The following is a 13,916-nucleotide window of genomic DNA, read 5'->3' as shown; positions in this document are numbered from 1 at the left end:
GGCAATGGCAAAAGAGATCGAACTGAAGCTGGCCCTGCCCGACGCCGCGCTGGCGGCCGTGGCTGCGTGGCTCGACGCCCATGCGTTGCGCTGCGGGTCAAGTTTCCATTCCGGAAACGGGTAGACAAGTCATGAAGAGCGCCCCCGCATCTCCATGACGGTTCAGATATTAGCCACCCGTTCCCATTCGCAAGTTGATGCAGGTCAACCGCCCCACAATCGCGGGCGGTTGCCTGCAAAATCAGGCCAATGCGACGGATGGCGCCTGCCGAACGGCGTAGTTCAACTGGCAGTCATGGCGTAAAGGTATTACCCAGCACAACGCCCTCGCGCCGGGGGTCGGTGCCGCCCTGCAGCACGGGTGCGCCGCCGGCCTGGGTGCGCAGGATCGTGTTGACGCCGCTGGACTGCGCCGAGGTGGAGATCGTGTGCCCCAGCGCCTTGAGACCGCTGATCAGCGGATCGTTGGCGCCGGCGTTGCTGGTATCGATGTCCGGATGCTCCCCGCCGATGGTCGTGGTGGGGCTGTTGCTGGCGCCAAAGTCCACCAGGTTCGACGACTGCTGCGCGTCCAGGCCCCAGTCGAGCACGCCCACCAGCGTCTTGACCACATATTGCGGAATGGTGCCGCCGCCCGGTGAGCCCGTAGCCATCAGGAAATCGCCAATCGACCCGTCAGCCGCCTTGCGGAACACCATTGTCGGCGCCATCGAACTGCGCGGCCGCTTGCCCGGCTGCACCCGGTTGGCAACCGGGTTGCCACTGGTATCGGTCGGCGCAGCCGAGAAGTCGGTCAGCTGGTTGTTGAGCAGGAAGCCGTTGGTCATGTGGAACGACCCCATGCTCGACTCCACCGACGTGGTCGCGCTGACCACGTTGCCCTGCGCATCGACGATCGAGTAGTGGTTCGTGCCGTGCTCGACCAGCGGCACCACGCCAAGTGGCACCGCGCCGAAGTTGCCCGCCGTGGCCGTGCCCATCGACCGGGTCGGATCGATCAGCGCAGCACGCGTCTGCAGGTAGGTCTTGTTCAGCAGCGTGTCCCACGTTCCGCCAGGCAGCGGCACGAAATCGGTATCGGCCACGTACTTGTCGCGGTCGGCATAGGCCAGCCGTTCGGCCTCGCTCACCCGATGCACGCCCTGCACGGTCGGCTTGCCGCCCTCGCCGTCCACGGGATTGGGCTTGAACGATGCCATGTCGAAGTTCTCGATGATCTGCATCGCCGAGGCCACGGTGATGCCGCCCGATGTCGGGGGCGGTGCGCCGCAGATCCAGTACGCGCGGTACGTCACGCAGACCGGGTCACGCAGCTTGGCCTCGTACGCGGCCAGGTCGGCCAGCGTGGTCTTGCCCGGGGTGGTCGGCGTGCCGTCCGTGGCAGCGGTCGAGCCGATCTTGGCGATGATGTCATTGGCGATGGCGCCCTTGTACAGCGCGTCGGCGCCCTGCGCCGCCATGGCGGTCAGCGTGTTGGCGTAGGCCGGGTTCTTGAGCACCGTGCCCAGCGCCTTGGCCGTTCCATCCGCGTTGAAGAAATAGGCGGTGGCTTCGGGGTCGCGCTTCAGGCTGGTGGCGTTCGACGAGATGGCCTGCGCGAGCCGCCCGCCAATCGGAAAGCCGTTGCTGGCCAGCGAGATGGCGTCGCCAAACAGATCCTTCCAGGCCAGCTTGCCGTGTTCCTTCTGCACGCGCTCGATCAGCCTGGGCACGCCGATGGTGCCGATGGACCGGCCGCTGGCGCGCGCACTGGGCTTGGGCAGGGTCTGGTCGGTGGCGTCGTCCACGTACCGCAGGTAGTTTTCGGTGGCGGCCGCAGGCGCTGTCTCGCGCCCGTCGTAGGCCTGCACCGTCTTGGCGGTGGCGTCGTAGTAAAGCATGAAGCCGCCCGATCCCATCCCGGTGGCCTCGGGCACGGTCAGGCCCAGCACGGCTTGCACGGCCACCGCGGCATCCGCGGCCGAGCCACCATTCTTGAGCACCGCGCAGCCCGCCGCGCTGGCGTAGGCATTCGAGGTCGACACCATATAGGTCTTGGCGTAGATCGGCTTCAACCCGGTGCGATAGCCGGTGGCCGGTTCCGGCAACGCCGGGTCGCCGGGCTGGTTCGAGCCGACCACCACCGTGCTGCCGTTGCTGGCCAGCACCTGGCAACTGTTGTCGGCCTGTGGCGTGACGGGCGTGGTGGGCGTCGAATTGTCATCGCTGCCACCGCAGGAAACGACCAGCAGCGTGCCCGCAACCGCGGCCGCCAGGGTCAGGGGGACCTTCCGTATTGGCAACACCATATTTCCTCCAGACTACAAAGAAGCGCCGGGTGGGCGCGATCTGCGGATGTCGGACAGGCAGGCGTGCAAGGCGTGTGATCGGGCGTCTGCCGTGGCTTTTTTGGACGCAAGGACGAACGCGGCCCGCCGGGCTGGATGGCTCGGAAAATTCAGACGACGGGCTGGGAAGCGGGATTGCCCGCGCGGCAGCACGCCAGCGCAGGCAAAGGGCCCTATGAGGAGTTGATCAGGGCGACGCGGATATTCATGACTGTGCTGACTGTTGGCTTGTCAAGCAAAGCAATGTGTCCACACTAGTACATGGGAAGGGTGATGGACAAGCAGCTTTCGCACCGCTTCGGTGAGGCAGCCGACATACAGGTCAGCTGGCGGCCGCCTGCGCAATCACCGGCTCGCACCGGATCGGGAAGTTGACCGAGTTGGCGACATAGCATTTCTCGTGCGCCACGTGGTGCAGGTGCGCGGCCCGCTCGGCGTCGTCGCCGGCCCGGATCGTCACGTGCGGGCGCAGCACGATCTCCGAAAACTGCCCGCCTGCCGGCCCATCGGTCATCGTGCCCTCGGCCTGGTCGACATAGGCCAGCACGGCAATGCCGGCGTCCGAGCACAGGTGCAGGTACCAGAGCTTGTGGCAGGCGCTGGCCGACGCCACGAGCAGATCTTCCGGATTCCAGCGCGTGGCATCGCCCAGGAAGGCCGGGTCCGAGGAACCGGGGATCTCGGGCTTGTCGCCGGCGCGGATCGTGTGGTCGCGTCCGTAGGCGCGGTAGCCGCTGGTGCCGGTGCCGCGGTTGCCAGTCCATTCCACGGTGACGTGGTACTTGTGCTCGCCATGAGCCATGGGATTGCTCCAGGGGGTGGTAGTCAGGCCGAGCCGGTATTGTGGCGCAAAAAGCAGGCACGAAAAAAAGGACCTCCGGAGAGGTCCTTTTTCCTGTTGCGATGCCGCAGGCAGCCTGGCTTACTGCACGACGTTTCCGAACGTGAAGTGGTCGTCCACGTAATCCACCGGTATCACGTCCTTGGCGGCAAACTTGCCTTCGAGGATGGCACGGGCCACCGGATTCTCGATCTGCTGCTGGATCGCGCGCTTCAGCGGGCGGGCGCCAAACACCGGATCGTAGCCCGCGCTGGCGATCTTCTCCAGGGCACCCTCGCTGATCTCCAGCGTCATGTCCATGCGCGCCAGGCGCGACTGCAGGCGCTGCAGCTGGATCTTGGCGATGGACTCGATGTTCTTCTGGTCCAGCGAGTGGAACACCACCACCTCGTCGATCCGGTTCAGGAACTCCGGCCGGAAATGCGTGCGCACCTCCTGCCAGACCGCGCCCTTCACCGCTTCCTGCGGCTCGCCGGACATGGCCTGGATGATGTGCGAACCCAGGTTCGACGTCATCACGATCACCGTGTTCTTGAAGTCCACGGTACGGCCCTGGCCGTCGGTCAGGCGTCCATCGTCCAGCACCTGCAGCAGCACGTTGAACACGTCCGGGTGGGCCTTCTCCACCTCGTCGAGCAGGATCACCGCATACGGCTTGCGGCGCACGGCTTCCGTCAGGTAGCCGCCCTCGTCATAGCCCACGTATCCCGGCGGCGCGCCGATCAGCCGGCTCACGCTGTGCTTCTCCATGAATTCGCTCATGTCGATGCGGATCAGGTGCTCTTCCGAATCGAACATGAACTCGGCCAGGGCCTTGCACAGCTCGGTCTTGCCCACGCCGGTCGGCCCCAGGAACAGGAACGAGCCATACGGCTTGTTCTCGTCCGACAGCCCGGCACGCGAGCGACGGATGGCATCGGACACCAGCCGCACGGCCTCGTCCTGCCCCACCACGCGCTGGTGCAGCCGGTCTTCCATCTTCAGCAGCTTCTCGCGCTCGCCCTGCATCATCTTGGCGACGGGGATGCCCGTGGCGCGGCTCACCACCTCGGCAATTTCCTCGGCCCCGACCTGCGTGCGCAGCAGCTTGTTGGGCTGCTTCTGCTCGGCGGCCTCGGCCTTGTTGGCGGCCTGCAGCTTGCCCTCCAGTGCCGGCAGCTTGCCGTACTGGAGTTCGGCCACCTTGTCGAGCTTGCCTTCGCGCTGCAGGCGCGAGATGTCGAGCTTGATCTTCTCGATCTCTTCCTTCAGCGCGGCCGCGCCCTGGGCGGCGCCCTTCTCGGCACGCCAGATCTCGTCCAGGTCCGCGTACTCCTTCTCCAGGCGCGTGATTTCCTGCTCGATCAGTTCCAGCCGCTTGCGCGATGCCTCGTCGGTTTCCTTCTTCACCGCCTCGCGCTCGATCTTGAGCTGGATCGTGCGGCGCTCGAGCTTGTCCATCGCCTCGGGCTTCGAGTCGATTTCCATCTTGATGCGCGCGCCCGCCTCGTCGATCAGGTCGATGGCCTTGTCCGGCAGGAAGCGGTCGGTGATGTACCGGTGCGACAGTTCCGCCGCGGCCACGATGGCCGGATCGGTGATCTCCACGCCGTGGTGCAGTTCGTACTTTTCCTGCAGGCCGCGCAGGATGGCGATGGTCGATTCCACGCTCGGCTCGTCGACCAGCACCTTCTGGAAGCGGCGCTCCAGCGCGGCATCCTTCTCGATGTACTTGCGGTACTCGTTCAGCGTGGTGGCGCCGATGCAATGCAGCTCGCCGCGCGCCAGCGCCGGCTTGAGCATGTTGCCCGCGTCGATCGCGCCCTCGGCCTTGCCCGCGCCCACCATCGTGTGGATTTCGTCGATGAAGACGATGGTCTGGCCTTCGTCCTTGGCCACGTCGCTCAGCACCGCCTTCAGGCGTTCCTCGAACTCGCCGCGATACTTGGCGCCGGCCAGCAGCCCGGCCATGTCCAGCACCAGCACGCGCTTGTTCTTGAGCGTCTCGGGCACTTCGCCGTTGACGATACGCTGCGCCAGCCCTTCGACGATTGCGGTCTTGCCCACGCCCGGTTCGCCGATCAGCACGGGGTTGTTCTTGGTGCGGCGCTGCAGGATCTGGATCGCGCGACGGATTTCGTCGTCGCGGCCGATCACGGGGTCGAGCTTGCCCGCCCGGGCGCGCTCGGTCAGGTCCACCGTGTACTTCTTGAGCGCTTCGCGCTGCGATTCGGCGTCGGCGCTGTTCACGTTCTCGCCGCCGCGTACGGCCGTGATGGCCGCTTCCAGCGACTTGCGCGACAGCCCGTTCTCGCGCGCGATGCGGCCCGTGTCGCCCTTGTCGTCGGACACGGCCAGCAGGAACAGCTCGCTGGCGATGAACTGGTCGTTGCGCTTGATCGCTTCCTTCTCGGTGGCGTTCAGCAGGTTGTTGAGGTCACGGCCAACCTGAACCTCGTTGGTGCCCTGCACCTGCGGCAGACGGCTGATGGCCGCATCCAGCGCGGTCTGCAGGCCGTTCACGTTCACGCCGGCACGCGACAGCAGCGTGCGGGCCGACCCGTCGCCCTGCGCCAATAGCGCACGCAACAGGTGCTGAGGTTCGATGTACTGGTTGTCGTGGCCCAGGGCCAGGGTCTGCGCTTCAGCCAGCGCTTCCTGGAACCGGGTAGTCAGTTTGTCAATTCGCATCAGGCGCCCTCTCTCTCTAGTCGATGAGTGTGTCCTGGTGCGGGGCGGCGGCGTTGCAGCGCGGCGGCTGCCGTTTCGCGCATGCCCTGCCGGACACGTTACTCCCGAAAGATAGGGCTTTGGATTGACATTTCAAGACACCCGCCACACAACTTGTACAGACTGCAAGTGCATGGCGGGCTACCTGGGCTCCAGCGCGAGGCCGCGCGGCTAGTTCGGCACGTCGACAGTGGTGCCGGTGACCGAGATCGTATCGCCAGCGACCGGGGTGGCCGCGATCGGCGGCACATTGGCCGGCAGGATCTGCGGGCCGACCGCAGCGGTATTGCTGCCGCCACGCGGGATGGTCCGCACAACCTGTGACGGGGGCAACGCGGTGCCGTTCTTGAGGTTCGCGTAGACGGCGTCGAGCGCGCGGTTCAGATACAGGTGCATCGGGATATATCGCGCCCCGTAGCCGGCGATCACGTCGATAAAGCCGTCAAAGTGCTGCCCGTTCGTCACCTCCACATACGACAGCTTGCTGGCGCTGCCTTCCACCGACTTGTTCAGCCCCAGGTAGGGCCGCGACGTGTGGTTGACCGGCAGCAAGGCATCGCTGCGGCCGTGGACGATCATCGCCGGCTTGCCGCGCAGGTTGCCGTTACGGTACGTCTGGCCGATGCCGGCCATCAGCGCCGCGTTCTGGTTGTCCAGCAGGGCACGCAGGCACAGGGCGCCGTCGAGGTTGGCGTCGGCCAGGTTCGTCGATGGCGACTGCGAGACCAGATCGCGGAACGGGCCGCTGGGGTTCGCGTCGTTGATCAGGGTGATGGGCGCGGTCGGCGGAATGCCATTGCCGGTCGAGAACATGCCGGCCAGCGATGCCGCCGGAATCGCCACCGGCGTCAACGCCGTGCTGACTGCCGCAAAGCTGTAGTTGCACAGGCGGTCCGTCACGCTGGCGCGCGAGTAGGCGTTGGCGTAGGTGACCGAGATCGAACTGGCCACTTCGAGCGACGAGAGCGACGTATGCAGTTCGTCGGATTCGGTCTCCCACCCTGCTGCGTGCAAGGCCGCCAGCGCGGAAGCGCCCTGCACGCCGGCGTTGGCGCCCGTCACCTTGCCCTTGCCGGTCAGCGATGTGCAGCGATTGATGCCGAACTGGCCTGGCGCCGCGGCAAGTGGCGCGTTGGCCAGCGTCGGGTCCTGGCTGGCACAAAACTGGAACAGGTTCGCCGTCGTCGTGTAGTCATAAAGATGCTTGCCGGACGCCGCCACGGGCGCCCCGCCGCGCCGCACGGTGATGACCGGGCTCGGCGGCATCTCCACGTTCGGCTCGCCCACGGCCACGCCGTCGATCAGCCCGTCGGTGTCCTGCTCGGCCGCTGCCACCGCCGCCCCGCCGCCATTCGAGATGGCCGAGGCGATGACCAGCACGTTGTTCTTTGAAAACGTGCTCTGGCGCACGCCGTCGGAGCCCATCGTGCCAAAGCGGTCATTGATGGCGAACATGGCGAACTGGATAGCCTGCAGCGTGTTCTTGCCCCAGTCGGCCTCGGGATTCTGCTGCGAATGGGCGTGCTTGAAGGCCAGTCGGTGCGGGAAGGCCGTTGTGAAGTCTGCCAGCGACTGCGCCCCGGGCTGGGCCGCGAACTGGGCCAGCTTGCCCGCACCGCGCCGGTCGGCACGCGTGCCGTCGATCAGCGGCACGGTGTCGGTGTCTAGGTCATGCGGCGCGGCACCGGTGCCCTTGTCGGTATAGGCCACCGCGCAGCCGCGCTTGAGACCCCACTCGCCTACCGCGATGCCGCCATAGACGCCCCGCGACCCCGATGAGGTCGCTGAAATGACGCATGGATTACTTTTATCGAACGAGTCGGGCACCTGCACCATCATCGTCACGTTTTTCAGGCCGGTGCCGTCGTCGGCATAGGCAATGTATTCCGTGCCGGGGATCTTGCCCTGGCTGGCCGTGACATTGCCCTGCGCGTCGACGTTCGGCCCGTACAGCGAGCCGTAGCCGCCGGCGGCCTGTACGTCCACGATGGCGCGGTAGTTGACGAAGATCGCGTTGCGGCGCAGTTCCACCGCCGTGGGCGCGGAAGGATCCGCGAATACCGGTGCCGTGCCTGCCAGCCCGTCCTTGCCCAGCCCGGCCGTCAGCAGGTCGTCCGACGTGCCGTCGTACGACTTGATCCCGATCGTCCCGACGATGAAATCGGGACGGTTGTTCGGGTTCTGCGTGGTGCTGCCTCCGCCGCCCGGGGTGCTGGGTGAATCCCCTCCGCCGCAGGCCGAGAGCAACAGGGTGGCAGTGGCCGCCGCGACGGCGGTTTGCCGGAACCGGCGCCGCAGAATGGGACTGGCGGGGTGCGAGGCATGGCGATGCTGCATGGGGATGTCTCCTTGTAATGAACGGAACGGTATGCCGCGATAACACAAGGACTGCTTGGGGCAAGAGCTGCTGGCCCGGAGTGGAACGCCGGATTCTTGAAGACCACGACGCGCCGGCAAGCGACCGTAGCTGCACTTTTAATGACTGTGAAAGCAGACAGGCGAACTTCGGGAGGTGCGTTGCACACCTCAATGCCCATGCGGGAAATAGTAGCCGGTCCAGGCCGGACCGACAGTAGCAAAAGTATCGGGACTGTTACCTATACCCCAGAACGCCGGGGCCGGGCAGGAACTCCCGGACAGTCCGATCGATCAGGACAGCGTGCGGTACGTCCAGATGCCCAGCGCGGTCAGCAATAGCGAGCCGCCCAGGTGGGTGGCCAGGTGAGCCAGCGCCCAGCGGTAGTCCCCGGCCAGCAGGTTCCCGATCACTTCGCTCGAAAACGTGGAAAACGTGGTCAGGCCGCCCAGGAAGCCCGTCACGGCCAGCAGCCGCCACTCCGGCGGCAGCGACGGGTGGGTGTCGAAAAACGCCACCGCCAGGCCAATCAGGTAGCCGCCGACCAGGTTCGACGCCAGCGTGCCATACGGCAGCGCCGGATTGGCGGCATTCCACATGACAGAGAACGCCCAGCGCAGCCATGCCCCCACGGCGGCGCCCGCGCCCACCGCCAAAAATCCCATCGGACCCATCGATCGACCTTTTTTCTGACGCTTGGACCTTTCGGTCTTATTCGTTGTTGTTGTGCGTGCCCGCGGCTTCCGCGTTGAACGATTCGATACCCCAGCGGCGCAAAGCCGCGTCGTCCGTTACCCGTGCGTCGACCCAGCGCGCGCCCTCCGGCGTGGCTTCCTTCTTCCAGAACGGCGCCTCGGACTTCAGATAGTCCATGATGAATTCGCACGCGGCAAAGGCATTGCCGCGATGCGCGGAAGCCACCGCCACCAGCACGATCTGGTCCAGCGGCTGCAGCACCCCCACCCGATGCACGATCGTCACGCCCAGCAGCGCCCAGCGCTGGCGTGCGGCGGCCTCGATCTGTTCGAGCGCCTTCTCGGTCATGCCCGGGTAGTGCTCCAGCTCCATGGTGCTGACGCGCGTGCCGTCGCTGACATCGCGCACCGTGCCGATAAAGCTGGCCACGGCGCCCACGCCCGGGTTATCGGCACGCAGGGCAGCCACTTCGGCACCGAGATCGAAATCCTCCAGTTGCACGCGGACCGTCATCTCAGCCTCCCGTCACGGGCGGAAAGAACGCCACTTCGCAGCCATCGGCCAGCGGCGTATCGGCGCGGGCCACGGCGTGGTCCACCGCCATGCGCAGCGCGCGGCCTTCGGCCAGCGCCTCGGCCCAGACACCGCCGCGCGCGCGCAGCCAGCCGCGCAGATCGCCTACGGTACGGACGTCGGCGGGCACCTCGGCGCGTTCGGCGGCCTGGCCTACCTGTTCGCGCACACTGGCGAAATAACGAAGTTCAAGTTGCATCGGCATGAAACCTAGGCCAGCAGGCTGGCAAACGGGATGAACTGCACGGTGTCGCCCCGCGCAATGGGCTGGTTGGGCGGGTTGTCGATCAGGCCATCGCCCCAGACCGTGGACGTCAGCACGTCCGAACTCTGGTTCGGGAACAGGTCGAGCCCGCCCGCATCGTTCAGGCGCGCGCGCAGGAATTCGTTGCGGCGGTCGCCTTTCGGCAGATCGAAATCGGCGCGCAGGGCAATGCGGCGCGGCGTCACGTCCGCCACGCCCTGCAGGCGCAGCAGGAACGGTCGCACGAACAGCAGGAACGTGACAAAGCTCGACACCGGATTGCCGGGCAGGCCAATGAAGAAGGTCGGCTGGTCGGTGCCGTTGGCCACCTGGCCAAACGCCAGCGGCTTGCCGGGCTTGATCGCGATCTGCCACAGGTCCAGGCGCCCTTCCGCCGTCACGGCCGGACGGATATGGTCTTCCTCGCCCACCGACACCCCGCCCGACGTGATGATCAGGTCGTTGCCTTCGGCCGCCCGCCGCAGCGTGTCGCGCGTGGCGGCCAGGGTATCGGGCACGATGCCGAAATCGGTCACCTCGCAGCCCAGGTTTTCCAGCAGGCCGCGCAAGGTGAACCGGTTCGAGTTGTAGATGGCACCGGGCTTGAGCGGCTCGCCCGGCATCGCCAGTTCGTCGCCGGTAAAGAACACGGCCACGCGCATGCGGCGAATCACATCGAGCCTGGCCTGCCCCACCGACGCGGCCAGCCCCAGGGCCTGCGGCGACAGTCGTGCGCCCACGGGCAGGATCTGGCTGCCGGCCTCGATGTCCTCGCCCGCGCGGCGAATCCACTCGCCCGACGCCGGCACATGGTTGACGATGACCGCATCGCCGTCGGCCTGGCATTGCTCCTGCATGACCACGGCATCGGCGCCCGGCGGAATCAGGCCGCCCGTGAAAATGCGTGCGGCCGTGCCCGGTGCCAGTTCGGACCCGACGTGACCGGCCGGAATGCGCTGCGACACCGGCAGGCGGGTGCCTTCGGCCGGCACGTCGGCCGCGCGCATCGCGTAGCCGTCCATCGACGTGTTGTCGGCGGGCGGCACACGCAGCGTACTGGTCACGGGCGCCGCCAGCACGCGGCCATTGGCATCGAGCGTATCGACGGATTCCGTTTCGGTGATGGGACGAACGCCGGCCATCAGGGCATCCAGCGCCTGGGCCATCGTCAGCATCGGGGGACGCGCTGCGGGTTGGGTCATGTGGGTCTTCGGGATCTGGGTTGGCCCCAGAAAGCAAAACAGCCCCCGGGAGAAACGCCCGGGGGCCGTGGCAGCGGGGCCCGGCAAACCCGATTGTAGCGAGTTGGCGCGGGATCCACAGGGCGCTGGGGCAATACCCCTTATTACAGACCCGTGTGCTGCACGATGTACGCCTTGACCTGGTCGGCGTTGGCCGGCATGACCTCGAAGCGCTGCGGCAGCTTCTCGATGCCGTCGAACGCGGCCGGACGCTCCGGCTCATGGCCCAGCGCCTCGCGGATCGTGTCGGCGAACTTGGCCGGCAGCGCGGTTTCCAGCACCACCATCGGCACGCCGGCCGACAGGTGCTCGCGCGCCACTTTCACGCCGTCGGCGGTATGGGTGTCGATCGTCACGTCGTAGCGTTGCTTGACGTCGCGGATCGTGGCCAGACGGTCGTCGTGCGTGCTGCGGCCCGAGACAAAGCCGAACTGGCGGATGCGATCGAATTCCGGCGTGCCGGACAGGTCGAACCCACCCTTGGTGTCCACGTCGCGGAACATCGCGGCCAGCTTGTCGCCATCCTGGCCCAGCAGGTCGAAGATGAAGCGCTCGAAGTTCGACGCCTTCGAGATATCCATGCTCGGGCTCGACGTGTGGTACGTCTGCGCCGACGTGCGCACGCGGTAGGTGCCGGTGCGGAAGAACTCGTCCAGCACGTCGTTCTCGTTGGTGGCCACCACCAGCTTGTCGATGGGCAGGCCCATCATGCGCGCGATATGGCCGGCGCAGACGTTGCCGAAGTTGCCCGACGGCACGCAGAACGACACCTTCTGGCCGGGGCCATCGGTGGCCAGCAGCCAGCCCTTGAAGTAGTACACCACCTGGGCCACCACACGCGCCCAGTTGATCGAGTTCACGGTGCCGATGCACTGGCGCGCCTTGAACGCGTGGTCGTTCGACACGGCCTTGACGATGTCCTGCGCGTCGTCGAACACCCCATCGATGGCGATATTGAAGATGTTCGGGTCCTGCAGGCTGAACATCTGCGCGGTCTGGAACGCGCTCATCTTGCGGTGCGGGCTCAGCATGAACACGCGGATGCCTTCCTTGCCGCGCATCGCATACTCGGCCGCGCTGCCGGTGTCGCCCGACGTGGCACCCAGGATGTTGAGCTTCAGCCCGGCACGCTTGAGCGCGTACTCGAACAGGTTGCCCAGCAGCTGCATCGCCATGTCCTTGAAGGCCAGCGTCGGGCCGTTGGACAGGCCCAGCAGTTGCAGCTTCGTGCCACCTTCCTCGCCCAGCGTGCGCAGCGGCGTGATGTCGGCCGTGTTGTAACCGGGGCGCGCGTTGCAGTACACCTCGGCCTTGTAGGTCTTGCGCGTCAGCGCGCGCAGGTCCTCGGACGGGATGTCGTCGCAGAAGCGTGACAGCACCTCGAACGCCAGGTCGGCGTACGGCAGCTTGCGCCATGCTTCGAGTTCATCGGCGGTAATTTGCGGATACTGCTTCGGCAGATACAGCCCGCCGTCCGGGGCCAGGCCTCCGAGCAGGATCTCTGAGAACGATTGCGGCATGTCATGGCCGCGCGTCGACTGGTATTTCATGGCAATTCGTCCAGTTTCGGCGTCTTAGTTCAATTCTTCCATGCGCAGGCGCGTGACCGGCGACAGCACGGTCTGCAGGCCTTCGATGCTGCGGATGGCGGCATTGACGTGCTTTTCGCGCGTCAGGTGCGTCAGGATGATGATGTCGGTCTGCGGCTCGCCCTCGCGCGATTCCTTCTGCAGCATCGCGTCGATGCTGATGCCGGCTTCGGCCAGGATGCGGGTGATTTCGGCCAGCACGCCGGTCTGGTCGGCCACGCGCATGCGCAGGTAGTACGAGCTGGTGACTTCGTCGATCGGCAGCACCGGCACGCTGGACAGTTCGTCCGGCTGGAACGCCAGGTGCGGCACGCGATGGTTCGGATCGGCCGTGTGCAGACGGGTCACGTCCACCAGGTCGGCGATCACGGCCGACGCGGTCGGCTCGGCGCCGGCGCCCTTGCCGTAGTACAGCGTGGCGCCCACGGCGTCGCCCTGCACCAGCACGGCGTTCATCGCGCCTTCCACATTGGCGATCAGGCGCGAGGCCGGCACCAGGGTCGGATGCACGCGCAGTTCCACGCCTTCGTCGCGGCGGCGCGTGATGCCCAGCAGCTTGATGCGGTAGCCCAGTTCCTCGGCGTACTTGATGTCGATGGCGGCCAGCTTGGTGATGCCTTCCACGTGAGCGCGGTCGAACTGCACCGGCATGCCGAACGCGATGGCGCTCATCAGCGTCACCTTGTGCGCGGCGTCGATGCCCTCGATGTCGAAGGTCGGATCAGCCTCGGCGTAGCCCAGCTGCTGCGCTTCCTTGAGCACGGTGTCGAAATCCAGGCCCTTGTCGCGCATCTCGGACAGGATGAAGTTCGTCGTGCCGTTGATGATGCCGGCAATCCACTGGATGCGGTTGGCCGTCAGGCCTTCGCGCAGCGCCTTGATGATCGGGATGCCGCCGGCCACCGCCGCCTCGAACGCCACGATCACGCCCTTCTTGCGGGCGGCCTCGAAGATTTCGTTGCCATGCACGGCCAGCAGCGCCTTGTTGGCGGTGACCACGTGCTTGCCGTTCTCGATGGCCTTCAGCACCAGCTCGCGCGCGATGCCGTAGCCGCCGATCAGTTCGACGACGATGTCGATGTCGGGGCGCGTCACGACGTCATTGGCGTCGCTGACCACGTCCACGGTACCCCCGGTCAGTTCGCGGGCGCGTTCGGTGTTGAGGTCGGCCACCACCGCAATCTCGATGCCGCGGCCTGCACGGCGACGAATTTCCTCCTGATTGCGCTTGAGCACGTTGAACGTGCCGCTACCGACGGTACCGATGCCGAGAAGGCCGACTTTGATGGGATTCATGGACGTCTGACTCTGGGTTGCTTGATACGGAAATGGGGGGCGCC

The 13,916-nt window shown here is 66.2% G+C and carries 10 protein-coding genes; all 10 read right to left on the bottom strand.

Annotated features, from left to right (window positions below; translation table 11 throughout):
• Positions 1-293 precede the first annotated feature (293 nt).
• The 10 genes from CYJ10_RS27935 to CYJ10_RS27890 all read right to left on the bottom strand — a co-directional run bounded on the left by CYJ10_RS27935 (position 294) and on the right by CYJ10_RS27890 (position 13,872).
• On the bottom strand, positions 294-2,276 hold the full coding sequence (locus tag CYJ10_RS27935; protein WP_257993571.1) for a gamma-glutamyltransferase family protein: 1,983 nt from the start codon (positions 2,274-2,276) through the stop codon (positions 294-296).
• Between the two features lie 373 nt (positions 2,277-2,649).
• On the bottom strand, positions 2,650-3,129 hold the full coding sequence (locus CYJ10_RS27930; RefSeq protein WP_101684680.1) for an OsmC family protein: 480 nt from the start codon (positions 3,127-3,129) through the stop codon (positions 2,650-2,652).
• A gap of 120 nt (positions 3,130-3,249) precedes the next feature.
• Positions 3,250-5,838 (bottom strand): ATP-dependent chaperone ClpB, encoded by a 2,589-nt coding sequence (gene clpB, locus CYJ10_RS27925; RefSeq protein WP_101684679.1) that lies wholly within the window; start codon positions 5,836-5,838, stop codon positions 3,250-3,252.
• 210 nt (positions 5,839-6,048) lie between these two features.
• Positions 6,049-8,214, bottom strand: coding sequence for a D-(-)-3-hydroxybutyrate oligomer hydrolase (locus CYJ10_RS27920; protein WP_101684678.1), 2,166 nt, complete (start codon positions 8,212-8,214; stop codon positions 6,049-6,051).
• 312 nt (positions 8,215-8,526) lie between these two features.
• Positions 8,527-8,907, bottom strand: coding sequence for a fluoride efflux transporter CrcB (crcB, locus tag CYJ10_RS27915; protein ID WP_101684677.1), 381 nt, complete (start codon positions 8,905-8,907; stop codon positions 8,527-8,529).
• Positions 8,908-8,944: 37 nt separating this feature from the next.
• Positions 8,945-9,442, bottom strand: coding sequence for a molybdopterin synthase catalytic subunit MoaE (gene moaE / locus CYJ10_RS27910; protein ID WP_101684676.1), 498 nt, complete (start codon positions 9,440-9,442; stop codon positions 8,945-8,947).
• Between the two features lies 1 nt (position 9,443).
• Positions 9,444-9,701 (bottom strand): molybdopterin converting factor subunit 1, encoded by a 258-nt coding sequence (gene moaD, locus CYJ10_RS27905; protein ID WP_101684690.1) that lies wholly within the window; start codon positions 9,699-9,701, stop codon positions 9,444-9,446.
• Positions 9,702-9,712: 11 nt separating this feature from the next.
• Positions 9,713-10,948 carry a molybdopterin molybdotransferase MoeA gene (locus CYJ10_RS27900; RefSeq protein ID WP_101684675.1) on the bottom strand — a complete coding sequence of 412 codons (1,236 nt, stop codon included), beginning with the start codon at positions 10,946-10,948 and terminating at the stop codon, positions 9,713-9,715.
• A gap of 143 nt (positions 10,949-11,091) precedes the next feature.
• Complete coding sequence (gene thrC / locus CYJ10_RS27895; protein WP_101684674.1) at positions 11,092-12,537, bottom strand: threonine synthase; 1,446 nt, start codon at positions 12,535-12,537, stop codon at positions 11,092-11,094.
• 24 nt (positions 12,538-12,561) lie between these two features.
• Positions 12,562-13,872, bottom strand: a complete 1,311-nt coding sequence (locus CYJ10_RS27890) for a homoserine dehydrogenase (RefSeq protein ID WP_101684673.1) — start codon at positions 13,870-13,872, stop codon at positions 12,562-12,564.
• Between the last annotated feature and the right edge of the window lie 44 nt (positions 13,873-13,916).

Origin of the sequence: Cupriavidus pauculus (assembly GCF_002858765.1) — a bacterium.
Taxonomy (GTDB): domain Bacteria; phylum Pseudomonadota; class Gammaproteobacteria; order Burkholderiales; family Burkholderiaceae; genus Cupriavidus; species Cupriavidus pauculus_B.
The sequence above is the reverse complement of the archived record's forward strand: the minus strand, read 5'-3'. Positions and strand labels throughout refer to the sequence as shown.